Below are 24184 nucleotides of genomic sequence, written 5' to 3'. Positions count from 1 at the left end.
TCGTGACCGTGCGGCACCCGACCGAGGATAGACACACCCAATTCGGTCAGTCGCTGGGTACAGCAGCTAGATTTGAGTCATGGGAGAAGACAATCTGGAGAACCTCGTCCAGATCTTAGTGGGCATGCAGATGCTCGGCCCTCAGTTGAAATCGACACCCCTTGCTGAGGATTTTCTCTATGGCACAGCGGTGAGGGTTGCCCACGCTTTGTCGGTGGAAGGTGAGTGGGACAGAGTTCTTGCCGCCTGGAACGCCCATGAGATGCTGGCCCGGCGCTGCGCGCATGCCGCGGAGCCGTCGCTGAAATGGTCGTTCCTGCACCAGGCGGCCCTGGGTAACAACGAAACAGCTTGTCGTGTGCTTATCCGATGGGGAGCGAAGATCGATGCCGAGGATGCGGAGGGCAGGAGTGCCATCGATATCGCCAAGATGGTGGGGCACGATGAAATCTGTGGTTTGCTCAGCGAAGCTGCGGAGTATGCCGTGGGGCCCTGGGCACCTCCTCTCGATGCCTGCTGTCTGCCCTCAAGTGCCGCCTGGGATCAAGCCGTCAGGTGGACGGTTCCATGCTTCGACCGGGTCTACTACGGGGGCGTTGTTGTGGAGATCTCCGCGGGCACCAAGGTGTGGGTCGACGACTTCGGTCGGCTTCTCGTTGGTTGGCGGGGTTCGGTCGATCCGCCGCGCAACAAGGAAGGACGCTCACTGATCGCGGGTCAGGACTGAGCGGGTGCGCTCAGCGGTATCGCGCAAGTGAAACCCGTAGACGAGTGCCCAACGGGCGCGTTGAACACAAGGCACCATTCACGGCTCGGGTAGCCGCTCACGTAGCTCGGACAGGCGTATGAGTGCACTTTTCAGGCTCGGGCTTCTCGTCGCAGCCCGGTCAATATCCCAATACTTCTGAGCGAATTCGTTGATGCGGTCCACGTACAACTTTCCCGGGCGACCATGCTGACCCACCACGTCTGACTGCATGCGCTTGTTGCGCGACGACTCCACCAGGTGGAGCAGGGATCTCTTGGCGTGGGGTTCCTCGTCGGGGGCATCGGGCAATCTTCCGATCTGGACACTGAAGTAGCGGGAGAAACCCTCGTGGTCGGCCAACAGCCAGGCCTCGGACATCGACGTGGCCAGGCGAAGCACGAAATGGGGGTTGGCCGGGCTTGGGCCAAGCAACCGTTCACGCAACTCAACCGGGCATGCGCTGTCGCAATCACGCAGGACCACCCAAGGACTGGACGCCTTCGCGGTCTTCGAACAGGCCGCGATCAGTTTGTCCAGATTCCCTGTTCCATGCCGGACGATGATCTGCCCGGTGATTCTGAGGTCCGCATGGTCGAGCAGTTTTTGGGCGATCCCCGTGTCGGCCTTCCCCTCGACGGCGATCCGGACGTATCGGGGACTCATCTCAGGAATGCTCCTCGGCCACCCGGAGCATGGCCTCCACATCCGGTGGGGTGATGAGCCCGGAGACCACCTCTGCCCGCGACAAGATTCCGTCTTCTATATCCGTACTGACCTCGGTAATCGACGAAAGTAGTTCGGCGGTTGTACCTTCCTTTGTCACCCTCAAGACCAGGATTTCCTCCGGGTCGATCCCTTCGTCGTTGATGATCTCGGGGGCATGGGAGGACAAGATGATCTGCATGTCCGTGGATCGCTGAGTGCGGGCGAACAGCGAGGGCAACAGGGAAACCACCGACGAATGCAGGGAGAGTTCCGGTTCCTCCAGCAGGATCGCGGCGGTGGTCCTCGGGGCCTTCACGATGGTCCACAGCAATCCGATGAGACGCAATGTGCCGTCGGAGAACTCGGTCTCGTACTGACCGGTCGGGTTCGCCCGCCAGTTGCGGTAACCGGCCTTGAGGTGCGGGCGGCCTGCCTTGTCCACCTCGATGGTGAGGGATTCGAACTCTGGCACTGCCGCCTGGAGAGCATTTTGGATACGGCGAAGCCACGCATCGCGCGTTCTTTTGGGCGTGGTGTTCATCTGGGCGATGAAATCTCCACCGTAGGGGTCGTTCGGTTCGGGGCTGCTGCGGTTCGCGGCATCTCTGATCACCTGTGGCACCAGGTGGAAATACTGGATGTTTTTGAAGTGATCGGCGATGTCCCGGAAATCTTGGTTGGCGTTGATCTGCTCTAAGTAGGTCTGGGTGAGCCGCTCTCCATCCTTTTCATCCTGGTGATCCGGACGATCCAAAAGATGAGTTCCATTGTGCTCCACGATTTCCCTGGCCACCAGGGGACGGTGATGTCCTGTGGGTTCAGGTCTGAGGGACAGGAGGTAACGCCACCTATCCTGCCCATCTTTGAATTCCAGGTCGATGGTCACCTGTCCATGACCCCGGTTACGGGCGAACAGGCTGCGGACGCGGTTCAAACCACCGCGCCTGGCGAGTGCCTGGGAGAGCCCGATGGCGGACACGTCGGCCATGAAACGCAACACGTCCAGGAGATTCGACTTGCCCGAGGCATTGGGGCCCACGATGAACAGGCGATCTGCCAACGGGAAATCAATGCTGTTGAAGTTGCGCCAATTCTCCACATGGACGTGGGAAATCTTCATGGCTGAATCCTTCCTCAGATAACCTCGATCGTCTGCGACATCAGGTGCCGCTTGCCTGCGGCCAGGCGCACGGTCCGGTCACGCACATTGACTGCCTCGACACACACCATCTGCCGCCACTCGTCGTCGCCGAAATCGGTCATGGCCTGGGATTTCTCGATCCATGGGTTCCAAACCACCGTCTGGGCGGAGCCGACCTTGGTCACCTGGATTGTGCGCCCGGCAGTCTCGTCGACGATGCACACCGGCTCGGCGGAATCATGGATGCGATCGGTCTGCGCGGTGAACGTCACGGCGCCATGCTGAGTGTGACAACGCCCATCGAGACGATCCTCGTAGGCGGATTGATCAAGCCCGGTGATCGAAGTCTTCGTGATATCGCCGACCGCGAAGTAGGTGTGCAGCCCCTCCTCGAAGGTGATCTCTGAGGCACCTGCCTGAACGATGAGCTGCACCTGCAAGGTGGCATCCATCACCACCTGGAGCATCAGCTCGACGTCGTCGGGAAGGCCACCGCGGGTCTCGGTGGGCACCGACGAGGTGTTCAGACACAAGGTGATCGTCGCCGTGCCGCCCGGTGTGACGGTCGCGTCGCGCAGTGACCACTGGCTGGTGCGCGCGAAACCATGCTGCGGGGTGCGGGTCGCCTCGGCGCCGTTGCCGAAATATGGCCACACCAGGGGGATCCCGCCGCGGATCGGGGAACCTGGTGCGAAACGGGAGTGCACGGAGGACCACAAGACCGGTTCGTGTCCCGCGGGTTGCCAGGACAACACCTGCCCGCCATTGAAGCAGATGGTGCCCTTCGCTGTGGGGGTGTCGATTCTGAGGCCTGGCAGCGGTGACTCTACGGCCACGATTCCGTCGGGGAGTTCGATGTCCATGCACCAACGCTAGACCCTGATCAAGATCAGGAAACATCGGGCGGTCAATCGCCTGGGATCGGCCCAAAGCTGGCGTGGGCGACGGCATCATCAGGTAGGGCGTCCCCTACCTAGGGAAACCGGGTGTGTCAGTGATCCGAAGTTCGACTGTCGGCCAGCCCGTTGACCGCAGTCGCTCTTGCCAGTGTGCGCAGGTCATCGGCCGTGAGGCGTGCCCCGGTGGCCGGGTCCACCGGCAACCCGTTGAGCGCGGCCACCCAGTTGGTGGCGATTGCGCTCGCGCCCAGATGTGCGCCGACCAGTGAACCGGCTACCGCTGCGACCGTGTCGGTGTCATTGCTCATGGCGATCGCCGTTGAGATCGTCGTCGTCATCGGCGTTTGGCTGCGAAGTCCGTGGGCCAGGGCGACGAGTGCCTTGGTCAAGGTGATGACGGTGAATCCGTCATCCGGGTTTGTTGGGGATGCGAGGAACCGTTCCCGGCTCGACGAGACGGATTCGTCTCCCATGGCTAGCGCCTCGATCCAGAACCCACGTCGGTCTTCCGCAAGCAGATCGACGATATCTTCGATCACCCAGCCCCGGCCCAGAACTGATCGCCGGATGATCTCGGCGTGAATGATGCACGATTCTGCTGCCAGCGGATCGGCATGGGTCAATTCCGCCACCGCGCGGGCGGAAGCCGCCGTTGCCAAGGGATCGCCGAGCCGGGTCAGCCCGATGATGGCGTTGCGCATCAGTGCGCCATTACCGGCCGTGCGCCCGGTGCGGGCATGCAGATCAAAGGCAGCCTGTCGCATTCGTGCCGACAGGCCGGGCAGCCCGTCATCACCCGCCAACTCGGCGAGTAGGACCCGGGTCTGGTTGCCGATGTCGGTGAAGACCCCGTCGGTATACCACGACAGGAACCCGGCAGCGATCTGGTCGAGACAATCACCGCTTGTCAGATCGGATCCGTTTGCCGAAACCCGGGCGATATAGAGCATCATCTGGGTATCGTCGCTCCACTCTCCCGGTGCGTAGTTGCCGAGACCCCCACCCTTGAGTTCCGCCCCTTCCAAGGATGTGAAGGTGTGGTTCGCGAATTCGAAAGGCACTCCCAGCATGTCACCGACAGCCTGGCCGAGGATGGCCCCTTCCGCCCGGTCCATCTGCTCCATGTTCAGTACCTCGCCCATGGCACAAGGCTATAGAAGGGGCCGGTGAAGGAGCCGGGAGGTCTTTGACCCTCCCCGATGCCTTGGTCTCGCATCCATCTGCCGGAAGGTCCCGGTCCTCGGATGAATGCTCCTCACCCGGGTTGGCTACTGCTCCACAACATCTGCTGGAACGTATCGGCACTGCGATCACCACCTCGGCATCCAGCATCACCACCGCAAAGCCGTGATCTTGCAGGCCCAATGCCAAGGCGGCCAGCATCACCAGACCACGATCAAGATCAGGAAAAGTTGGGAGATCAATTGCCGGGTATCGGCCCGGATCTGGCGCGGGCGAGAGAGACTTGTGACGTCGAGGTTGCCTACGAGAGGGCGCTTCGGTATGCGGTCATGATCGACTGCACGCATAATGTTCCTCGGCAGCCGCGGGAGGGTCCCGTGTGCAGTGACCAGGAGGCTCATCCAGATGACCACGCCTCTCGATATCCTTTCGGTGGAACCTGACCGTCCGGTTTTCCCCCTGTTCATCACCGCGCACCCCGACGACGAGACGATCCAGACCGGCGGCCTGCTGGCATGGCTGCACGACGCCGAGGTGAGCACCCACGTGTTGACCTGCACCCGCGGTGAACTCGGTGAATCGATGCCCGGGGTGCTGCCGGCAACCGTTCAACGTGAGGATCTGGTGCGGGTGCGCAACTCGGAGTTGACCCGCGCTCTGGCGGAACTGGGTGTCGCCGAACACGATTACCTCGGTACCGCTCCTGCCCGGGCCAATGGCTACACCCCGCGCTACTACGTCGATTCGGGGATGCGGGCGACCAACGGCGGCTACGTGCCGATCGACCCCACCAATCCGGTCTCGTTCAGCAATTCCTCGATGGATGACATGCTGGACGATCTACTGGCTCTCGTCGAGCGGGCGAGCCCATCCGTACTTGTCTCTTACCATTCGATTCCCGGCGAGGGGCATCCCGATCACATCACCGCCCACCAGTTGTCCATCATGGCCGCCGAACGCACCGGCCTTCCCTTGGTGGAGGTCGTGCGCAAGGGGACCGATCCGTCGTTCACCTGGTTCGATTTCCCCGCCCAGCGCGAACCGGTCATCCGGGCGCTGAACTGCTACCGTTCCCAGCTCCAGGTCGAAGGTGACTTCTTGTCCCGGGTCAACGGGCACCTCACCGCCCTGCCGCTGCACCTGGGCATGCGTCGCTGGATCACCTAGCAAAGACTTCCCGGCCCGGCAGGCCCACACGGCACGGGCACCGCCGACACCTTGCGGAGTTCGCGCGCTGGTCCGCACGCGCAGCCGGTCGTCCTGCACGCGCACCTGGTCGCCGATTCAGAACAGTCCATCGACCGGTTTAGGTGGGGCGAAGACCGGGTCGACGTCCTCGAACATCTTGGATACCGAGCGCCCGTGGTGAATCCGTTCGATGGCCTCGGCGAACAAGGGAGCCACCGAGATCGTCGTCAGTTCCGGGAAGTTCTTCGGTGCAGGCACGGTGTCGGTGGATGCGACGTCGGTGATGAACTCGCAGGCCCGCAGTTTCTCGACGGCCTGGCCCGTGAACAAGCCGTGGGTGCAGGCCACCGAGGCGCAGAGGGCACCGAAATCCTTCAGGCGGTTGCAGATTTCGACGATGGATCCGCCGGTGGCGATCTCATCGTCCAGCACGATCGCCCGTTTGCCGGTCACGTCGCCGACGATGGAATCGACAATCACCTTGTCGTCGGCGAGACGACGCTTGGAACCGGCGGCCATCTGGATCCCCAGCAGCCGGGCGAACTGAGTGGCGTTCTTGGCGTTGCCCAGGTCGGGGGAGACGACGACGGTGTTCGACAGGTCGGTTCCCCGGAAGTGTTCGGCCAGCGCCCCGAGAGCGGTCAGCTGGTCGGTGGGGCAGCGGAAGAAGCCCTGCACTTGCGGTGAGTGGAGGGCCATCGTCAGCACCCGCGATGCCCCGGCGCTGACCAGCATGTCGGCGACGAGCCGACCGCCCAAGGAGATGCGTGAGGCGTCCTTCTTGTCGGAGCGGGCGTAGGCGTAGTGCGGCATCACTGCGGTGATCTGCGCGGCGGATGCGCCGCGGGCTGCGTCGATCATCAGCAGCAGTTCCATCAGGTTCTCCTGGGTCGGGGGAACCAGGGGCTGGATGATGTAGACGTCGCGCTGGCGCACGTTGACCGTCAGCTGAGCCTGTAGGCAGTCGTTGGAGAACCGGGAGATGCGAGTTGGGCAGAGTCTCGTCCCGAGCCGGTCGCAGATCTGGTGCGCGAGAGTGGGATGGGCTGAACCGGAGAAGACGACGATGTCCTTCACTATGGATATTCCCTTTCGTGGGACCTTTTCGCCGACGGGTGACGTGACAATCCTAGTTGCGCGGGTCTGATCTTGCTGGTTGCGCGCGCCGCATGGCCATCGTGCCGGGGTGCCGCCGGGGCAGTTCGTCCTCTTCGTGTGGTGGCAGCCGTTCACGATTCCAGAAGATCGACCCGTGCGCGCAGGCCCGGGGCGTTGTAAGCTGCTATTCAGCCTTTTCATCTATTCCCCCGACAGATCGAGAGGTGATCATCATGAACTTCTCCCTCGAAGTGAATCCCGAACAGATCCGCAAGACCGGTTCATCGGTGTACATGCACGGTCAGGACATGGTCGCGGCGGTCAACGAATTGTCGCAGAAGGTGAGTTCTCCGACGTGCCTGGGCACCGACCGCCTCGGGCAGGTGCTGCAGCGGATGCATGCCAGGACCACCGCGGTGAGCCTGGAGTATTTCATGGAGGTCGCCCAGGCCACCGAGGATTTCGGGGTCGGCTTGGGCGAGCTGGCCGATGCCTATGAGGAACTTGAGCAGCGGAATCTGGACGCAGTGGGACGCATCTTTTCGGCCGTCGCCGATCTCGGAATGTGCTGAGCCATGGGAATACCGTGCCCGGATTTCCTGCGCCCGCTGCTTGCCGATCTGGGGGCCGAATGGCCAGACACCGATGAATCGGGGCTGAGGGAACTAGCCGAAGGATTCCGTCGCTTCGCGACGCAGACGTCGTGCGGTCAGGTGTCGGTGGTTGCCGAGGTCGATTGGCTGCTGGCGGCCAATCGTGGCCCGGGAATCGACCAGGTCAAGTTGTTCTACTCCCGGCTCACTAAGCTGGCCGGAAGCCACCACCAGGTGGCCTCGACCGGGGCGAATATCCTCGCCGCTAACTATGGTGTGGCCTCGGTGATCGTGCTGGGCACGAAGCTCCGGATCATTGCTGTGCTTGCTGGTTTCTTCGCCCAGAAGATGGCCATCATGGCTGCCCAGGCGGGTGAGCCGAAGGCAGCTGCGGTGCTCGCCGAGGTCGCCGAGCTGACTCGCCGGTTCGCTGCCGAGGTGGAGCAGGTACTCGAATCGGCCACCGAGGCATTGGGGCAGGTGGACGAGACGCTGGCCGAAGCGATCACCTCCTACACCGAGGTGATGATTCCCCTGTTGCAGGGTCGGGAGATGGACAAGCGACGGGAAAGCGGCCAGCTGGAGATACCCGAGGGCATCGACCCGGACCTGGACTACCGCAAGAAACTCGTCAAGAGTGAATCCCCGTACCAGGACCACGCCGAGTGGCTGCCCGGGAATCCTCCCGGGCGCACTACTCAACCGCATGAGGGCCAGCACGAGGGCGGTGGGGTGTGGCAGGCGGTCGGCATGGGGTACGGGGCCGCCGGGCAGGCATACCAGGAGTACGCCACCGGGGTGAAACATCCCGGTCCCGGCGGCAAGGCCCTGGAGATCGTCATCCAGCGCGAGAAGCAGGGTGAGGAGCGTGATGTCCGGTTGGATGGTTTGACGCCTACGGGGGATCGTGCTCCTGGTTCGTTTAACGCCTTCATCGACGCCAAGGATGGCTATGCCTGCACCGCGTCGTCGGATTCTCCCGTGGGAGGATGGGCGCGTGGGCGACTTCTCGACGAGGCGAAACGACAGCTTGATGCGATCGAGAAGAGTTCTCCCGGGGCGGTGCTGGAATGGCATTTCTCCGATCCCCAGGCAGCCGAGGCCATGCGCAAATGCTTCGCTGCCGATAATGACACCGCTGGCAAGGTGTTTGTGTTTTATTCTCCGAAGAGGTGATCGTAGTGGTTAGGGAATCAGTGCCGATGGTGCTGCATTTGCGTTATCCGCGTCGTGCGGAGGGGTTTGAGCGGCAGTGGGAGCAGTTGTATCGGCAGCTTGAGTTGGTTGATCGGGTGGGGACGATCACTCGTTTGGAGATGGCTGTTCTCCCTTTTGAGGATGAGAATTATGCCTTTCATCCGGAGTTGGTGCCCAGGGTGATGATTGAGGGTGATCCGGAGCCGGTGCGTGAGTGGTTGCGGGAGCGTGGTTTCCAGAATCTCTACGAGGAAGACACCCTACTCGGTATATTCACCATTGGTCCTCAGCTGGAAATCGGCATTGACGCGTGGGGTCCACATGTTCGTGTGCGCAGTTCCGAGGTGATGGATCTTGGGGTGTGGCGGGGTTTGTTGGTGGAGATGATGGAGTTGTGGGGGGTGTCGACGGCGGCGATTGCTCCGGAACGCACGATCTGGTCCCAGCCTAGTAGTCATCAGTTGGCTGGGTGGATTACCTATACCGAGAAGCAGTGGGAGTGGGATCCTGAGGTGTTGACTGTGAGTCGGTATGGGGCTGGGTGGTTGCTTGATCCGTTGCCGGGGTGTGAGACGCAGGCGTTGGCTGCTGTTAAGCATATGCTTGATGTCAGTGTTGAGCCTAGTCAACGATCGGATGCGCATTTGCCTGCTCCTTCTGCTGAGGAGGTTGCTTATAGCCAGTGGATTACCGGGGTTGGGCCGCAGCCTGATGGAACGGTCCCGAAATTGGTTGTTGATGGTGTGGGGTTTGATGGGTATGTGGAGCGGGCCGGGAAACCGATTTACCTGAGAGCGCTCTACCGACCGAAATCGTTTGGCTGGAATGGTTCTATTTCGGATTCCTACAGGCAGCATTTCTTGGAGAAGGCGTATATCGATCTTGCTGCGGTGAAGAAGGCTGGCACCGGTGGGATTGTGGAGTGGCATTCCAACGATCCGGTGGAGGCCTACCAGTTGCGTGAGGTTGTTGCTCGCACTGGTGTTCAGGTGTTTTGGAGTCCGGTCCCGAAAGAGTGGAAACCACAGTCATGACCGAATCAACCTACCAAAGCCCCGGCGGAGTGGTCACCGATTATTTGGTGTCGTGATGACTTGTGGGCAGTTCGCCGATGAGATGGCTGGCAAGGTGTTTGTGTTTTATTCTCCGAAGAGGTGATGGTGGTGGGCAAGGAGCAAGTGCCTATGGAATTGGGGTTGCGTTATCCGCATCGTGCGGAGGGTTTTGAGCGGCAGTGGGAGCAGTTGTATCGGCAGCTTGAGTTGGTTGATCGGGTGGGGACGATCACTCGTCTGGAAATGGGGCTCAGCCCTTTCGAAGATGAGAACTATGCCTTTCATCCGGAGTTGGTGCCCACGGTGATGATTGAGGGTGATCCGGAGCCGGTGCGTGAGTGGTTGTGGGAGCGTGGTTTCCAGAATCTCTACGAGGAAGACGTGGTGTTCACCATATTCACTGTCGGTCCACAACTGCATATTGGTTATCTTGGTGGCGGAGACGTCACGGTGAAGAGCACCGAGATGACTGATCTTGGGGTGTGGCGGGGTTTGTTGGTGGAGATGATGGAGTTGTGGGGGGCATCGACGGCGGCGATTGCTCCGGAACGCACGATCTCTTATCACCATGGGAGTCGTCAGTTGGCTGGGTGGATTACCTATACCGAGAAGCAGTGGGAGTGGGATCCTGAGGTGTTGACCGCGACTCGTCATGGGGCTGGGTGGTTGCTTGATCCGTTGCCGGGGTGTGAGACGCAGGCGTTGGCTGCTGTTAAGCATATGCTTGATGTCAGTGTTGAGCCTAGTCAACGATCGGATGCGCATCTGCCTGCTCCTTCTGCTGAGGAGGTTGCTTATAGCCAGTGGATTACCGGGGTTGGGCCGCAGCCTGATGGAACGGTCCCGAAGCTGATCGTTGATGGTGTGGGGTTTGACGGGTATGTGGAGCGGGCCGGGAAACCTATCTACCTGAGAGCGCTCTACCGACCGAAATCGTTTGGCTGGAATGGTTCTATTTCGGATTCCTACAGGCAGCACTTCTTAGAGAAGGCATACATCGATCTTGCTGCGGTGAAGAAGGCTGGCACCGGTGGGATCGTGGAGTGGCATTCCAACAATCCGGTGGAGGCCTACCAGTTGCGTGAGGTTGTTGCCCACACTGGTGTTCAGGTGTTCTGGAGCCCGGTCCCGAAAGAATGGAAACCACAGTCATGACCGAAACAATCCACCAAAGCCCCGGCGGAGTGGTCACTGTCACCGTTGAAGACGGTGAGGTCACCGAGGTGAAGGTCGCCAGCGGCTACCTGTACCGGGAAGCCGAATTGGAAACCGCCATCGCGCATGTGATGAACGACGTCCTCACCCAGCGTTTCGCCCACATCCAACAGCTCAGCCGGGCCAATCTCGACGAGGTCAACGACCTGGTCCGCGCATCCGACCAGCAGGTCCATGAATGGCTCCACGAGTTTCGTCAACTCGCGGCGGAGTTCCCCCGGATGCCGCGCCCACAGTGAGTGCGGAACCCCATTGCCGTCAATGCCCGTGGGGCCGGCGATCGAGGTGCTCTGCGTTGTCTCCTGGGCGTGCATGGGAGAATTGATGCCATGGCAGAACAGGACGGCTCCCCGGCGATTCCCCCGTGGCGACGTACCACCGCATCGGGTGCCCCGTGGTGGACGACGAACTACCAGCCGGGGGTTCCGGTCGACATCGAGCTGCCCACCGAGCCACTCACCGCCCTGCTTGATAAGGCAGTCCGCGATGGTGGAACCGAGGTAGCCACCCAATTCTTCGGCGCCGAGATGACCTATCGGCAGCTCGGTGACCGCGTGGCCCGGGCGGCGGAAGGACTACGCCGACTCGGGGTGACCGCCGGTGACCGGGTCGCCATCCTGCTGCCCAATTGCCCACAGCACCTCGTCGCCTTTCATGCCGTTGTGCGACTCGGTGCCGTCGTCGTCGAGCACAATCCGCTGTACACCGCGGCCGAATTAGAGAAACTCTTCGAAGACCACGGCGCCCGGGTGGCGATCGCCATGGATTCGGTGATCGACCGCATCGACGAGATGTCGAAATACTCCCGTCCCCGCATCGTCGTCGCAGTGAACCTACTCAAGGCCCTTCCGCGAAAACTACGCATCGCCTTGTCACTGCCAATTCCCGCGCTCCGCAAGCAGCGCGCCGCGCTCACCTCAGGCACCAAGGGGACCCTCTCCTGGGAGTCGCTGCTCTCCTCGCGGCGACTGGCGTCGTCCCACCCCAAACCGGGCCTGCACGACCTAGCCGCCATCCAGTACACCTCCGGAACCACCGGTCGCGCCAAAGGCGCGATGCTCACCCACTACAACCTCTTCGCCAATGCCCGCCAGGGTGAGGCGTGGATGGTCGGTGCCGAACCGGGCAAGGAAACCTCCTATGCCGCCCTGCCGATGTTCCACTCCTTCGGAGTCACCATGCACACCACCTTCGGGGTGCTCAAACGTGCCCGGCAGGTGCTATTCCCCAAACCCGATATCAAACTGATCCTGGCAGCGGCGAAGAAAAACCCGCCGTCGATCTACTGCGTGGTGCCCACCCTCTACCAGCGCACCGCAGAGCAAGCACGACGGCAGGGCATATCGCTCGCATCGGCCCGATGGTGCATCTCGGGGGCGGTAGCCCTGCCCGATCACACCCGCGAACTGTGGGAGTCGGTGTCCTCCGGGTTGCTCGTCGAGGGCTACGGCCTCACCGAAGCCTCCCCGGTTGCCCTCGGCAACCCCTTCTTCCCGTCGCGACGTCCCGGCACCATCGGGGTTCCCTTCCCCTCGACGCTGATGAAGGTGGTCGACGTGGACGATCCCACCAAGGAGGTCGGGGTCGGTGAGCCCGGGGAACTGCTGCTCAAAGGCCCGCAGGTGTTCCAGGGGTACTGGAACAACGAACAGGAGACCCGCAACACCCTGATCGACGGCTGGCTGCGCACCGGGGACGTCGTCACGGTCGATGAGGACGGGTTCACCACCATCGTCGACCGCAAGAAAGAAATCATCATTACCGGTGGTTTCAATGTCTCCCCGTCCGAGGTGGAAGCCGAACTGGTGAAGCACCCGGATATCGTGCAGGCCGCAGTGGTGGGGATACCCACCGAGCGCGGTGACGAAGAGGTGGTGGCCGCGATCCTGGTCACCGACGGCTTCGTCGCCGACGATGAGACGCTGCGTGCCTGGGCGAAGCGGTCACTGACCGCCTACAAGGTGCCACGCCGGTTCGTCGTCCTCGACGAGCTGCCCACCTCCCTGCTGGGCAAGGTGCTGCGTGGTGAGGTGCGCACACTGCTGACCGAACGCGAGGGCTGAGAACCCGGGGATCTGAGTCATGAGAGCCCCGTGATCACCCCGTCGTCGGATATGTCGATGCGCTGGGCGGAGGGAGTCCTCGGCAGTCCCGGCATACGCATGATGTCGCCGGTCAGGGCGACGACGAAACCCGCTCCCGCATTGACCACGAGTTCCCGCACCGTGATGCGGAACCCGCGTGGCGCACCTGTCAGCGTTGGGTCGTCGCTGAAGGAGTACTGCGTTTTCGCCAGGCACACAGGCAGCGTGTCGTAGTCGGCGAGTTCCCGCAATTGGCGGCGGGCCGTCGGTGTGAAGTCCACTCCGTCGGCGCGATACACCTTCTTGGCGACCGCCTCGATCTTGGTCTGCAGCGAGTCCCCGGGCTGGTAGGTGTTCCGCAGCTGCGACGGTGTCCTCGCGGCTTCCGTGACGAGACGAGCTAGATCCTCCCCACCAGCCCCACCTCGGGTGAACACGTCACAGGGGGCTGCGGGGACGTTCAGCATGGCGCAGTGGTCAAGGATCTTCCGGACGTCCTCGGGTGAGTCGCTCGGGAAGCGGTTGAGCGCCACCACGATTGGAAGCCCGAAGTCCCTGAGGTTCTCGACGTGCTGGGTCAGGTTCTCCAGCCCCTGCTCCTCCAGCGCCCTGACAGTGGCCACCACCACTGCCACGTCGGGTCGCAGACCGCTGGCCGGGGCGACAATATTGCAGAACTTTTCGGCGCCCAGGTCTGCGCCGAAACCCGCCTCCGTCACGGTGAAGTCCGCCAATTTCAGGCCCAGACGGGTGGCCAGCACCGTGTTGGTGCCGTGCGCGATGTTCGCGAAGGGGCCTCCATGGATGAGTGCTGGAGTTCCCTCGATGGTCTGCACGAGATTTGGTTTGATGGCGTCTTTCAACAGAACAGTCATCGCGCCCTGGGCATCCAGGTCGGCCACTGTCACTGCTCGGCGGTCATGGGTGAGGCCGACGACGATGCGGCCCAACCGCTGCTTTAGTTCACCGAGCGAATTGGCCAGGCACAGGGTGGCCATCACCTCACTGGCGACGGTGATATCGAAGCCCGACTGGTGGGGCATCCCATCGGTGGGTTTGCCCAGACCGACGACGATCTGGCGCAATGCCCGATCGTTGATGTCCATCACCCGGCGCCATGTCACCCGCCTCGGGTCGAGATCGGTGGTGCCGTGGTGGAGGGCGTTGTCGATGAGCGCCGACAACAGGTTGTGGGCGGTGGTGACCGCATGAAAGTCGCCGGTGAAATGCAGGTTGATGTCGGCCATGGGCAGCACCTGCGCATAGCCGCCGCCTGCTGCGCCGCCCTTCATGCCGAAGCAGGGGCCGAGTGACGGCTCCCGCAGCGTCACGATGCAGCGCTGCCCGATGCGCTGGAGGGCCATGGCCAGCCCGACGCACACTGTCGTCTTGCCCTCACCGGCCTTGGTGGGGGTGATGGCGGTGACCAGCACCAGCTTCCCGTCGGGGGAATCCTTGAGCCGGGACAGCGCTGACAGCGACACCTTCGCCTTGTCTTTGCCATACGGTTCGAGTTCGGTGGGCAGCAATCCGGCGTCGGCTGCGATGTCGGTGATGGGTCTGGTCTTTGCCTGCGTGGCGATCTCAACGTCAGTCAGCATCTGTGCTCCAGGAGGGGGCCTGCACCTGCTACGACACTACCTTCTTGCACATCAAAAGCAGGCAGATGCGGTGTTGCGCCATGTGCTGACGCCTAGATAGTGAGGCCGGGCACAACACATGAGGCTCACGGCTCGCAGGAGAGGCTCCGCGCGGGTTCGCGGAAAGGTGAGCAATCTGAGAAGAAGATGAGACGCGGGCACAGATGCTCCGTAAGATGCTTCCTGCAGCTCTTCAGCGTCGGGGGCTTCAACGGGAGGGGCCATGAGCAGCACACCAAGGAACACATGCAGCGGCATTGGTTGGATGCAAGATGAGCCCTGTGGTCGCGGCGTCAAGCGCTACGATCCGACCGGGCCCATCTTCATCTCGTACCGGCAGAGCGACGGAACCAAACTCGCCGAGCAACTCGATCGGTTCCTGCGCGCAGGCGGTTTGGTTCCTTGGCGCGACCTCGTCGACCTGCCTCCCGGCGAGACGACGCGCCGAGTCCGCCAGGCCTTTGCCGAGGGCATTTCCGCGGCGGTGCTGCTCGTCACGCCCGAGATCGGCAAAAGCCAGTTCGTTCGGGACGAGGAATTGCCCGAACTGCTCGCCCTCGAACAGGAACCCCACGACTTCAGCTTCCTCGTCCTCAACACCATCCCCAAAACGGACGAGAAGGCCTCCGGTGATGGCCGATCGCGGGGAGACGGTGTGGAGGCCGACCATCTGCTCTGCGGGTGCGCACAATCGAAGAACGCCATCAATGTGCAGGCCCCCGACTGCTTGCTGGGAACCACCGGCCAGCCGCTGAAGAAGCTGAAGCAGTATGGCCTCGCTGAGTTACGTCAGCTGTACCGGGATCTCCTCTACCGTCGACTCGGGCATCTCATGAGGCCGACGGAGCGATACCTGCCGGTCGGCCTACCCACAGGTGCCGTCGAAGCGATCTCCAGCATCAATAGGTGGTTATTCGGTGACCGGGGGATCGGCGACGGCGAGATCACCATTCAGACGCAGACCCGCCCGGTCCCTGACGCCCATACGCGCCGTTCCGGCACCACTTACCTCGGTTGCGAGCATGACCTCGCCATCCGGTTGCGCCAAGACCCGACCACCGGTATCCCTGCGGTAGAGGACTACCGGTATCTCAAGGAGACTCTTCCGATCATGGTTGATGCTCTCTATGCGCACGGCGTGAGTGGCGTGAGGCTGACCGGGGGCGGCCACTTCAGCCTCGGCTGGGCGCTCGGTGCCGCGTTGCCCGTCACGCGCCAAGGCGGCCTGCATGTCATCGACCTTGACGGCTGCGAGTGGACCGATACCAACAGCGATGGCGACCAGGAGACGTTCCACGCGGTCCCGAAGGATGTCCAGCAAGACCTCGACCCTCCACGCAGCGTTGCCGTGTTGATCCGCAACAGCACAGAGCAGAACATGCAGATCTTCGAGGAGCTTAAAGCCGCCTGCGACGAAAGTTTCCAGATCGTCATCGAGAGCTGCAGCGGGGAGCACCATTATCCGGCCAACGAGGGCTCCCGACTGGCCCAGGAGATCGCAAGAGAGTTACGCAAACGAGGCGCAGGCAAGGAACTGCACATCGCTTGGTCGGCGGCAACGTCGCTTGCGCCCCTGGTCGCGAGGAAAACCAACACCCTCAACTGCGTGTTATACGAGCTGACCCAGAATCCGTCCGCGACCAAGCAACACTACAAGAAGGTGCTGCGCGTGGTCGCGGGCATGCCGAACGGCCCGATCGTTGAGGTCTTCGACGACTGTGATCTCCTCAGCGAGCCGCCTGCTTGCGAGCCGACAAAGACTCTCGTCAACCTCACCCCGCACGTGGTGCGGCTATACCGCGACGGCGTGGTTGTCAAGGAGTGGCCTGCCCCCGACGACGATCAGTGGGTGCGCGTGGGGGAGAAGCGATGCTCCGCGCCGACTGTGCACAACGATGATCTTGAGATCCCAGTCACCGTCATCACCTCCGGCGACCTCGTCGGCGAGCCGCCGGAGGTGCCTGGGGTCGGCTACATCGTCCCTCGCTTGTCGGCGCAGGCCTCCGGCCGCCGAGACTTCTACTTTCCCTTCGATGAGGTCCGTGACGAGGAAGGAAACATTCTCGGGGCCAGGGGCCTGGGCCAGTTCCCACCGAAGAGTGGGGGCTGACATGCCGTGATGCCACAGCACCGAGCGGCCTCTGCACCACGTACTCGTAATCAGCGTCGATTTGGTCGCCGAGCCCCGCTTCTTTGGCAATGTCAACCACGTTGGTTTGGCTTGTGATGCCACCCACCTGAACTCCGAACCAGGAGATCGCAGCCGTCGTCGCCCCTTGTTCGCCGCGCTGCTATTCGTCGACTCTCACGCCCACCGAATGAGGCTTCGGCTGCATTCGCACAGCATCGATCCAGCAAGCATCCCGTAAGGCAACACCCTTGGGAGGAAAGCCCATGACCGATTTCGTCAACCCCTACACGTTTGTGTCGTTGCCCCAGAAAGTGGTGCGCAGCAAACCCCTCGGGCACGACCCCGGCCCCGACGATGCCCGCGACCGGTATATCGGCACTCTTAACGTCACCTGGCACCTTCACTCACCGCTCGCCATCCCGCCTGCAGAATGGGGCAGCATCGGCGGCGAGGTCCGCATCCCCGGCAGCTCCATCAAGGGTGCGGTCCGCAGCACCCACGAGATGCTGTTCGGCGGCTGCCTGCGTCAGGTCGACCTCGGCTACCGCCCCACCTATCGGCAGTTGCCGTTGCCCAATATGGACCCGCTCAAAGGCTGGCGGATGGCCGTCGTCCTTGATGGCGACGAGGTTCTGCTGTGCGAGGAGGAGAAGAAGCGGTCGTCGGTGGACTCGGAAACGCTACGCCAACGCTTTAGAGGAAAAGCACGAACCGGCGACGTCATCGCCGTCAACTCCGACAAGGATTGGAAGATCAAGCCCAAGAGGCGGGTGGCGGAGCGGTTCCAGGTGCTGCAGCGCCCAGCTAAGGTCAGCGGGTATGAGGACCTGGTCGGCCACTATGTCGTGCTGATCACCAAGGAAGGTGCGCGCCGTGAGGAAATCAAGGTCAAGGACAAGGTCTCGAATAAGAACAGGACTGTACGCGCTAAGTGGTATTGGTCGCTGGGAAAGCTGACCCGGGAGCACGCGACCATCTCGGATGAAGCTAAACACGACTTCGGCTGGGCGATGATGGGGGCCCGCCCCGATGACAAGCGTTGGGTTGACGTCAAGCGCAAGGGGGTCAAGCTCGGTCAGACCCGCGGCAATACGCATGCTCTCGAGCCCGGCAGCGTCATTTGGGTGAAGGTGTGCGACGGCAAGGTCACCGCCATCAAGCTGAGCCAGCTCTGGCGCGAGCGATCCGGGGAGTCCCTAAAAGAATCCGGGGAGTCCCTAAAAGAATCCGGAGAGTCCCTAAAAGAATCCAAGGATTCCCTGAAAGACCGCATCCCGGAGCAAATCCATCCGTGCTCTGGTGAAGACCTGCTGCTGTGCCCATCGTGTTCGGTGTTCGGGTCGGCCGACACCCTTAACGACAAGGCCATCACCGATGAACGTCGCCGAGAGGGTGACCAGCGGTCCTATGCTGCGCACGTCCGGTTTGGAGCGGCGGTCGGCGTCGACCTGCAGGGCGACGAGGTGACCTTGGCTCCGCTCGGGCAGCCGCACCTGGGTGCCGGCCTGACCTACCTCAACCCGACGCCGGAACCTCCCACTCCCAAGTCGCGCGATATGCGCCGGAGCCGCTGGGACAGCGACGGCACACAGAGGCGTCAGTTGCGGGGTCGCAAGTTCTACTGGCACTCCAACCCAGAACGCCAGCTGGAGCATCTGCAAGACCCCCAGAGCGCCACGAGCGTCCCCGGTCGGCACCTGAAGCGCGAACATCACAGCGACGATATGTGCACCAAGGCCCAGCTGGTCACGGTCGGCACGTTCCGGCAGACGATCACGTTCGATGGCCTGGACAGGTTCGGCGTCGCATCGCTGCTCGCATCGCTCTGCCCGGAGCGCATTCTTGGCGACGGTGAGTTCGCCCTGCACTTGGGTCGCGGCAAGCCGCTCGGACTCGGCTCGGTGACCGCCGAGATCACCGCCGCGAGAATCATGACGGTGTCCGCCCGTTACGGCGACAAAACGGAGACCCCGCTGGAAAAATTCGTCGTCAAACCCGAAGAGGTGAAGGCCCGCTGCGGCGACCTCGACGCCATCCACGATGCTGCCCGCAAGGTGCTCCACCTTGACGGGCTGGGTGAGAACCGGTGGAAAGTCACCTACCCGACCACTGTGGGGTGGAAGCAGTTCGGTTCCAAGGAGTTCGACGAGTCCTTCAAGTTCTTCAAGGACTTCGGCGGCCCGGCCCAGTCCGATGGCAAAAAGAACGCCAGCTGGAAGCCCGGAGCCTGGAAACCCATGCCGGAGATCACCGACGACGACCAGAGTAATTGGAGTGCGAAGTGACAACCTACGTCGTGATTGGGGCGAAACGGATTCAGCAGTGGATCGCCCGCACCCCGCGCCTGGCCCTGACCAAAGGCGCATCCCACGCCCTCACCACCCGCACCTCCTGCAACTACCTGCGCGACAAGCTCCCTAATGGGCTCCGCCTGAGCGGCGAGGTGCCCGACATCGCCGGCGTCGTCGTCCTGGAATCGGATGATGGGGTCGCCGACGATACTGTTCGCGCGGCCATCACCATGGTCGCTAAGGATCTGCCGGGTCTGGAGTGGAGCGCCTGGGTGTACGAGGCCGCCAGCTACGTCGAGGCCTACCAGTACACAGGTGGCGGGCAACGCTGTGCGCGGGTATACCACGTTGTCCCGGCCACGCGCCGGTTGCCGATGCTCGCCGAGTGCGAGGGGTGTCACGAGGAATCCGCTGAGCGTGCCGTGAACTTGCCGGACGGCAAGGGGAGCTACGGTGCCGACTGCGTCGTGCGACGGGAGGCTTTCAAGGAGTGGAAGGACACACCGAAACCTCGCGAGGACGGCGTTGCGGAACCGGAGATGTTCGAGCATCTCACGAAGCTCGAAGAGCCGGGAGATGACGACCACCCCGTCCGCGCGATGGGCCGCCGCGATGCCGACAACCACCTCGCGCTGATTCTCGCTGACGGCAACCGCATGGGTGACTTTTTCAAAGAGGTTGCTCAGCTGAAGGATCCGCAGGCACACAAGGCCTTGTCGAAGGCCCTCGACGACGCCACCCGGGAGGCCGCGAGACGGGCTCGCGAGGCCGTCATCGCCACGATGGTGAATCCTCGGTACTGCCCGGATGTCCTGCACTACGTCGGCGGCGACGACGTCATGGCCAGCGTCGCAGGCCGGTTCGCCTGGACCTGGGCGGTGACCCTGGCCGAGGCCTTCGAAATCGAGTTTCAAAGTCGCGTCGAAGCCTTCGAAACCGAGTTTCAAAGTCGCGTCAACGACGTGTGTGCCGACCGCGGTTCAAAGTTTGAGGAAGTCAAGAAGGCTGCGAAGTCGGCCAGCCTCGGTGTGGGCATGGTCTTCACCCACGTCAAGGCACCATTTGCGGGGGCCCGGGAGTTGGCCGAGGAGATGGAGAAGATCGCCAAGAAGAAAGGTAAGGGCGAGAAGTCGTACATTGCGTGGGCTGATACCACCGTCGATCACAAGGCGCTGGAACGCAACGTCATCGACACCGAGCTGGCCTTCGAAGAACTGCGCGGGGGTCACGTCCTACGAGGCCTCGGCCCCAGCGCCCGCAGTGCCCTGAAGCAGGAACTTGATGCGGGGCGGGACGCCGTCGCCTGGGCCACGCGTACCGGGCGGCCCGAGACCGCCAAATACCTGGAAGGCCACTGTGAGGACCAGGTTTACGCCGACCTGGACCGCGCTCGCTGGTGGCCGGTCGTCGAAGAGATCAAGGAGGGCCAGGAATGAACCTGACATTCGAAGTGACATTCCACACGCCGTTCGTGATTAGCTCAGGTAAGGCCCTCGATGGCCTGGACCACACGATCGACGAAGAAACCCCGTTCCCTAGTTCCGCGGTCAAGGGGCTGCTGCGTGCCCACGCGGAGCACTGGCTTGGCCTGCCGAAACCCCTCGTGGGCGAGGTGTTCGGGACAGCCCGCAAGGGCAGCGACTGGATCTTCTCCGACGTCACCGTGGAACGCATCGGCACCGGGTCGTTGGAGCACGGCGTCGAGCCATCGCTGTGGAACCGGGTGCGCGTCGACGAGAACGGCCGCGCCGAGGAACGCGCTCTGGTTGCGGGCCAACAGTGCTGGGCCGAGACGGGCGAGTTCACCATCGCCTGGAGTGGCCCGGGTAAGCCCCCGAAGCTGCACGTCCTAGTGCTGCGGGCCTCGGCCCGTGACGTCGTGAGCATTGGGCTGAACCGCCGCCGTGGCTTCGGTTGGGTCACGATTCGCGACGCCGAGCCCTGGACCGAGGACGACAGCCGTGCCCTGCTGGGCGTGAAGGAGGAGTCGTGAGATATCAACTGACGTTGCAGTTCCAGACGCCGTTCAGTGTGGGTGTCGGCAACGAGGCGTTGTTCCACACCACCACCCAACGAGTGATTCCCGGAGCCACGCTGCGGGGTGCCCTGGCCGCGCTATGGTGGCGCAGCTTCGATTCCGCCGACGACTTCGCAGCTTTGTTCGACGATGACCTCCTTGTCACCCAGGCCGTCCCCGATGGGGCGAGGCTTAGGACCACCTCGACCGTGGCCTGCAAGTATGGCGCTGAACCTCGCTGTGGGGAGGCCGTCTATGACCGCGCGCTGTTCGTCGCCTCGGGTGAGGCCTGGAACACCGGGGAGTGCCCGCGCTGCGGTGGGCCGCTGACGGCCAAGCCTGGGTGGAGTGACCTGCCCGATCCGGTGCGGCGCGGCCGCGTGCAGTTGGAGGCGAACGAGACCGCCGAGGACGGGCGACTCTACTCCCGTGACTACGTCGCAAAGGGCATGTGCTACATCGCCGAGATCGAGACCAGTGCCGATCTCTCCTGGCTTGACGACGCCACCGTCCGGATCGGGCAGGGCCGGTCCCAGGACCGTGGCCGCGCCATCGCCACCGTCACGCAGCTGGAGGAGAAACCGCCGACGTGGCGCGATGAGCCGGTCGCCATCCACCTGACCAGCCCCGCGATCATCACCGACAAGTGGGGCGCGCCGAGCCTGGACCTCGACGACGTTGAACGTGAGCTGAAGCGGATCAGTGGCGATGACCTGACGCTGCGTCACCACCCCGAGTGGGTGCGCAGCGAACTGGTGACCGGCTGGCATGGGCGCAGCAACCTGCCGAAGGTGCCGGACTGGGCATTCGCGTCGGGGGTCAGTTTCGTCGTCGATGGCCTCACCGCCGATGGTTGGCGGCGGCTGCGGCGCGGTATCGGCTGGCGCCGCATCGACGGCTACGGCCAGCTTGCGATCACCGGCTGGGAGGTGACCAATCGGCCCCCTTTTGACGTCACGGCCGAGTGGTGGGAGAAGGAGGGCGCCGAGTTACGGAAACACAAGAGTTGGGGCGAGTACAAATCGTTGCTGCGGATGGCCTGTATCAACCTCTCGGACACCAGCGAGGTGTCGGAGGAAAAGACCCAGCGCAACCTCAAACAAGTGCTGGACAAGGCTCCGCCCCAGTTCCACGACAAGCTCCGGGAGATCCTGGCCCTGGAGCCACGGCAGCTGGAGCAGCTGGCCGGGCTGTTGCGGTCGAACAAAAACAAGAGGAGGAAGTGATGCCCCGCTACGCGACACTGATGCGGTTCGACCTCACCATCGACACCCCCTGGGCGATCGGCGCGTTCACGCGCTCTGGGACTACCGGCGAGGATGCGATCCAGGCACCTATCCAGCGCAGGCCCGACGGGTCGGTGTACCTGCCGGCGACCTCCCTCGTCGGCGGGCTGCGCGACCACCTCGGCGAGGCGGCCTCCCGCTATCTGGGTGCCGAGAAGGGTGGGGATACGGTGCCGTCACAGATCCGGGCGCTCGGCGCGAACATCGTCGGACAGGTGCAAACTGAAGAGGTCACCCAGGTTTGCATCGACGCTCACCGCCGGGCCGCCAAAGGGGGGCACCTGTTCACCCGCGAGGTGGTTCCCAAGGGCACGAAGGTGCAGTGGTGGCTGCTGTGGGACCGCGACGATGCCGACCCAGCTGGGCTTGATGCCTTCCTCGATCTGGCGGCCACATGGCAGCCGGTCATCGGTCGACGCCGCACATCGAACCAGGGCTGGGGCACTCTCCAGGCCATCCACCACCACACCATCGACCGCCGCGACCCGGCCGACCTGACCTGGTGGCTTGATGAACGACGCGCCTGCCTCGTACCCGATGCCGACCTGACCGGCTGGGAGACGCGGCCAGGCGAATCCCCTTCGTCGGAACCCTCAATCGAGTACCACTTTGAGGTGGCCGACCCGCTGCGCATCGGCGACGGTCAACCTTCACAGAACGCGGACCCGGACAAGAACAATGTGCTGTACACCAAGACCGAGATGCCCGCCGACTCGTGGCGCGGTATTTTCCGGCACCGCATCGCACACATCCTGAAGGTGACCGGTCGGGAGGCGAAGGGGATCGACGAGCGGCTGTTCGGGTCGGCGCGGACGCAGGGCGAATCCCTCGACGGCGGGACACGCGGGATCCTGCGGTTCGAGTCGTCGCCGGTGCAGCTGCCCGACGGCACCACCCCCGAACCGGAAAAGCTGCCGTGCCTGACACAGGTCGCGATTGACCGCATCTCCGGCGGCAGCCTAATGAACTCGCAGACCACGGCGGAGGCCTCGCACGGGTCGCTGTACTCGGTGCACTACCTGCCGCCCGGCTCCACCCTGAGCCTGCGCATTCATGAGCTGCAGCCGCTCACCGACGAGGAACGCGACCTGCTTGAGGCCGTCGTGTGTGACCTCGACGAGCAGATCATCGGAATCGGCGGCGGCACGACCCGCGGTTTCGGCTCACTCAAGCGGAAGGAGACTGAATAATGGCTGACTGGTTCGCTCGCCCCCTCGCAGAACGCCCAGAAGGGGAGTTCTTCACCGCCTATGCCTGGGCCGACCATACCGGCTGGCATTTCGCGCCCGAACCGCCAGAACGCGTCGTTCCGACCGGTCATATCTGGGCCTGGGGCGGGAACGACTGGGCGGCGTGGCGGGAGGAGACCGACCGATGCGCCGGCCTGTGGCTGCGCCGCGCCGGCGTCATGCCCATCGGCGACGGTTGGGAGAAAGCAGATGTCGTGGAACTGGAGCCACAAGGTGAACCACCCCTGCCGTCGCTGCACCGCGACACGCGGTTCTTCCGCAGCGACGAGGGCGACGCCAACTGGCATGGTCAGCCGGTTCGCATCCTGCGGGTGATAGCCCCGGCGCGCGTCGACCTGTTCGACTGCCCGGCGGTGACGAGGTGAGCTCATAGGTCCCTTCACCATCGAACGGTTGACCGCAACCCGGGAGGAGGTACTTCTGAGATCGGTTAACACCTGCGTGGTGGGGCAGTGGCCGATCTT

21 protein-coding genes are annotated in these 24184 nt (G+C 63.0%); 15 read left to right on the top strand and 6 right to left on the bottom strand.

What is annotated here, in order from left to right; all coding sequences use genetic code 11:
• The first annotated feature begins 79 nt into the window (after nucleotides 1-79).
• Entirely contained in the window at nucleotides 80-727 is a 648-nt protein-coding gene (locus HMPREF1531_RS03340; RefSeq protein ID WP_016668491.1) for an ankyrin repeat domain-containing protein, read from the top strand.
• Nucleotides 728-805: 78 nt separating this feature from the next.
• On the opposite strand, the gene HMPREF1531_RS03335 is transcribed toward HMPREF1531_RS03340, so the two are convergent.
• The 4 genes from HMPREF1531_RS03335 to HMPREF1531_RS03320 all read right to left on the bottom strand — a co-directional run bounded on the left by HMPREF1531_RS03335 (nucleotide 806) and on the right by HMPREF1531_RS03320 (nucleotide 4635).
• Entirely contained in the window at nucleotides 806-1411 is a 606-nt protein-coding gene (locus HMPREF1531_RS03335) for a hypothetical protein (protein ID WP_016668490.1), read from the bottom strand.
• A gap of 1 nt (nucleotide 1412) precedes the next feature.
• On the bottom strand, nucleotides 1413-2573 hold the full coding sequence (locus HMPREF1531_RS03330; protein WP_016668489.1) for an AAA family ATPase: 1161 nt from the start codon (nucleotides 2571-2573) through the stop codon (nucleotides 1413-1415).
• A gap of 14 nt (nucleotides 2574-2587) precedes the next feature.
• Nucleotides 2588-3457 (bottom strand): D-hexose-6-phosphate mutarotase, encoded by an 870-nt coding sequence (locus tag HMPREF1531_RS03325; RefSeq protein WP_016668488.1) that lies wholly within the window; start codon nucleotides 3455-3457, stop codon nucleotides 2588-2590.
• 128 nt (nucleotides 3458-3585) lie between these two features.
• A complete protein-coding gene (locus tag HMPREF1531_RS03320; RefSeq protein WP_036897110.1) occupies nucleotides 3586-4635 on the bottom strand; it encodes an ADP-ribosylglycohydrolase family protein in 1050 nt (349 codons plus the stop codon).
• A gap of 445 nt (nucleotides 4636-5080) precedes the next feature.
• Here HMPREF1531_RS03320 and HMPREF1531_RS03315 point away from each other — a divergent pair, with 445 nt between their 5' ends.
• On the top strand, nucleotides 5081-5842 hold the full coding sequence (locus HMPREF1531_RS03315) for a PIG-L deacetylase family protein (protein WP_016668485.1): 762 nt from the start codon (nucleotides 5081-5083) through the stop codon (nucleotides 5840-5842).
• A gap of 117 nt (nucleotides 5843-5959) precedes the next feature.
• Here HMPREF1531_RS03315 and HMPREF1531_RS03310 read toward each other — a convergent pair whose 3' ends face one another.
• On the bottom strand, nucleotides 5960-6940 hold the full coding sequence (locus HMPREF1531_RS03310; protein WP_016668484.1) for a ribose-phosphate diphosphokinase: 981 nt from the start codon (nucleotides 6938-6940) through the stop codon (nucleotides 5960-5962).
• A gap of 254 nt (nucleotides 6941-7194) precedes the next feature.
• Here HMPREF1531_RS03310 and HMPREF1531_RS03305 point away from each other — a divergent pair, with 254 nt between their 5' ends.
• The 6 genes from HMPREF1531_RS03305 (at nucleotide 7195) to HMPREF1531_RS03280 (ending at nucleotide 13084) form a co-directional block, all read left to right on the top strand.
• On the top strand, nucleotides 7195-7533 hold the full coding sequence (locus tag HMPREF1531_RS03305) for a hypothetical protein (protein ID WP_016668483.1): 339 nt from the start codon (nucleotides 7195-7197) through the stop codon (nucleotides 7531-7533).
• Nucleotides 7534-7536: 3 nt separating this feature from the next.
• On the top strand, nucleotides 7537-8730 hold the full coding sequence (locus HMPREF1531_RS03300; protein WP_016668482.1) for a hypothetical protein: 1194 nt from the start codon (nucleotides 7537-7539) through the stop codon (nucleotides 8728-8730).
• A gap of 5 nt (nucleotides 8731-8735) precedes the next feature.
• Complete coding sequence (locus tag HMPREF1531_RS03295) at nucleotides 8736-9785, top strand: hypothetical protein (protein WP_016668481.1); 1050 nt, start codon at nucleotides 8736-8738, stop codon at nucleotides 9783-9785.
• A 129-nt stretch (nucleotides 9786-9914) separates the two neighbouring features.
• The gene (locus tag HMPREF1531_RS03290; protein WP_156860154.1) at nucleotides 9915-10961 is read left to right on the top strand and encodes a hypothetical protein; all 1047 of its coding nucleotides are present in this window, start codon (nucleotides 9915-9917) and stop codon (nucleotides 10959-10961) included.
• Nucleotides 10958-11260, top strand: a complete 303-nt coding sequence (locus tag HMPREF1531_RS03285) for a hypothetical protein (protein ID WP_016668479.1) — start codon at nucleotides 10958-10960, stop codon at nucleotides 11258-11260. The genes HMPREF1531_RS03290 and HMPREF1531_RS03285 overlap by 4 nt, the downstream gene beginning before the upstream one ends.
• Nucleotides 11261-11350: 90 nt before the next feature.
• Nucleotides 11351-13084, top strand: coding sequence for a long-chain-fatty-acid--CoA ligase (locus HMPREF1531_RS03280; RefSeq protein ID WP_016668478.1), 1734 nt, complete (start codon nucleotides 11351-11353; stop codon nucleotides 13082-13084).
• Between the two features lie 17 nt (nucleotides 13085-13101).
• On the opposite strand, the gene HMPREF1531_RS03275 is transcribed toward HMPREF1531_RS03280, so the two are convergent.
• Nucleotides 13102-14706: a formate--tetrahydrofolate ligase gene (locus tag HMPREF1531_RS03275; protein WP_016668477.1), complete on the bottom strand. Its 1605-nt coding sequence runs from the start codon at nucleotides 14704-14706 to the stop codon at nucleotides 13102-13104.
• 262 nt (nucleotides 14707-14968) lie between these two features.
• Between HMPREF1531_RS03275 and HMPREF1531_RS03270 the strand changes: the two genes are divergently transcribed.
• The 7 genes from HMPREF1531_RS03270 to HMPREF1531_RS03240 all read left to right on the top strand — a co-directional run bounded on the left by HMPREF1531_RS03270 (nucleotide 14969) and on the right by HMPREF1531_RS03240 (nucleotide 24085).
• Nucleotides 14969-16855, top strand: coding sequence for an SAVED domain-containing protein (locus HMPREF1531_RS03270; RefSeq protein WP_016668476.1), 1887 nt, complete (start codon nucleotides 14969-14971; stop codon nucleotides 16853-16855).
• 284 nt (nucleotides 16856-17139) lie between these two features.
• Nucleotides 17140-19161, top strand: coding sequence for a TIGR03986 family type III CRISPR-associated RAMP protein (locus HMPREF1531_RS03265; RefSeq protein WP_016668475.1), 2022 nt, complete (start codon nucleotides 17140-17142; stop codon nucleotides 19159-19161).
• Complete coding sequence (locus tag HMPREF1531_RS03260) at nucleotides 19158-20603, top strand: Cas10/Cmr2 second palm domain-containing protein (RefSeq protein WP_016668474.1); 1446 nt, start codon at nucleotides 19158-19160, stop codon at nucleotides 20601-20603. The genes HMPREF1531_RS03265 and HMPREF1531_RS03260 overlap by 4 nt, the downstream gene beginning before the upstream one ends.
• Entirely contained in the window at nucleotides 20600-21160 is a 561-nt protein-coding gene (locus HMPREF1531_RS03255) for an RAMP superfamily CRISPR-associated protein (protein ID WP_016668473.1), read from the top strand. Before HMPREF1531_RS03260 ends, HMPREF1531_RS03255 begins: the two co-directional genes overlap by 4 nt.
• On the top strand, nucleotides 21157-22410 hold the full coding sequence (locus HMPREF1531_RS03250; RefSeq protein WP_016668472.1) for a hypothetical protein: 1254 nt from the start codon (nucleotides 21157-21159) through the stop codon (nucleotides 22408-22410). Before HMPREF1531_RS03255 ends, HMPREF1531_RS03250 begins: the two co-directional genes overlap by 4 nt.
• The gene (locus HMPREF1531_RS03245; protein WP_016668471.1) at nucleotides 22410-23660 is read left to right on the top strand and encodes an RAMP superfamily CRISPR-associated protein; all 1251 of its coding nucleotides are present in this window, start codon (nucleotides 22410-22412) and stop codon (nucleotides 23658-23660) included. The genes HMPREF1531_RS03250 and HMPREF1531_RS03245 overlap by 1 nt, the downstream gene beginning before the upstream one ends.
• Nucleotides 23660-24085 carry a hypothetical protein gene (locus HMPREF1531_RS03240; protein WP_016668470.1) on the top strand — a complete coding sequence of 142 codons (426 nt, stop codon included), beginning with the start codon at nucleotides 23660-23662 and terminating at the stop codon, nucleotides 24083-24085. Before HMPREF1531_RS03245 ends, HMPREF1531_RS03240 begins: the two co-directional genes overlap by 1 nt.
• Nucleotides 24086-24184 lie beyond the last annotated feature (99 nt).

The sequence above is a fragment of the Propionibacterium sp. oral taxon 192 str. F0372 genome (assembly GCF_000413315.1).
In the GTDB taxonomy this organism is placed as follows: domain Bacteria; phylum Actinomycetota; class Actinomycetes; order Propionibacteriales; family Propionibacteriaceae; genus Brooklawnia.
The sequence above is the reverse complement of the archived record's forward strand: the minus strand, read 5'-3'. Positions and strand labels throughout refer to the sequence as shown.

Bases quoted from the DNA above. Each gene is read 5' to 3' on its own strand.
- HMPREF1531_RS03270 (WP_016668476.1), top strand. From the start codon at position 14,969: ATGAGCAGCACACCAAGGAACACATGCAGCGGCATTGGTTGGATGCAA.
- HMPREF1531_RS03300 (WP_016668482.1), top strand. From the start codon at position 7,537: ATGGGAATACCGTGCCCGGATTTCCTGCGCCCGCTGCTTGCCGATCTG.
- HMPREF1531_RS03285 (WP_016668479.1), top strand. From the start codon at position 10,958: ATGACCGAAACAATCCACCAAAGCCCCGGCGGAGTGGTCACTGTCACC.
- HMPREF1531_RS03240 (WP_016668470.1), top strand. From the start codon at position 23,660: ATGGCTGACTGGTTCGCTCGCCCCCTCGCAGAACGCCCAGAAGGGGAG.
- HMPREF1531_RS03280 (WP_016668478.1), top strand. From the start codon at position 11,351: ATGGCAGAACAGGACGGCTCCCCGGCGATTCCCCCGTGGCGACGTACC.
- HMPREF1531_RS03275 (WP_016668477.1), bottom strand. From the start codon at position 14,706: ATGCTGACTGACGTTGAGATCGCCACGCAGGCAAAGACCAGACCCATC.
- HMPREF1531_RS03245 (WP_016668471.1), top strand. From the start codon at position 22,410: ATGCCCCGCTACGCGACACTGATGCGGTTCGACCTCACCATCGACACC.
- HMPREF1531_RS03315 (WP_016668485.1), top strand. From the start codon at position 5,081: ATGACCACGCCTCTCGATATCCTTTCGGTGGAACCTGACCGTCCGGTT.
- HMPREF1531_RS03305 (WP_016668483.1), top strand. From the start codon at position 7,195: ATGAACTTCTCCCTCGAAGTGAATCCCGAACAGATCCGCAAGACCGGT.
- HMPREF1531_RS03340 (WP_016668491.1), top strand. From the start codon at position 80: ATGGGAGAAGACAATCTGGAGAACCTCGTCCAGATCTTAGTGGGCATG.
- HMPREF1531_RS03255 (WP_016668473.1), top strand. From the start codon at position 20,600: ATGAACCTGACATTCGAAGTGACATTCCACACGCCGTTCGTGATTAGC.
- HMPREF1531_RS03330 (WP_016668489.1), bottom strand. From the start codon at position 2,573: ATGAAGATTTCCCACGTCCATGTGGAGAATTGGCGCAACTTCAACAGC.
- HMPREF1531_RS03335 (WP_016668490.1), bottom strand. From the start codon at position 1,411: ATGAGTCCCCGATACGTCCGGATCGCCGTCGAGGGGAAGGCCGACACG.
- HMPREF1531_RS03265 (WP_016668475.1), top strand. From the start codon at position 17,140: ATGACCGATTTCGTCAACCCCTACACGTTTGTGTCGTTGCCCCAGAAA.
- HMPREF1531_RS03325 (WP_016668488.1), bottom strand. From the start codon at position 3,457: ATGGACATCGAACTCCCCGACGGAATCGTGGCCGTAGAGTCACCGCTG.
- HMPREF1531_RS03320 (WP_036897110.1), bottom strand. From the start codon at position 4,635: ATGGGCGAGGTACTGAACATGGAGCAGATGGACCGGGCGGAAGGGGCC.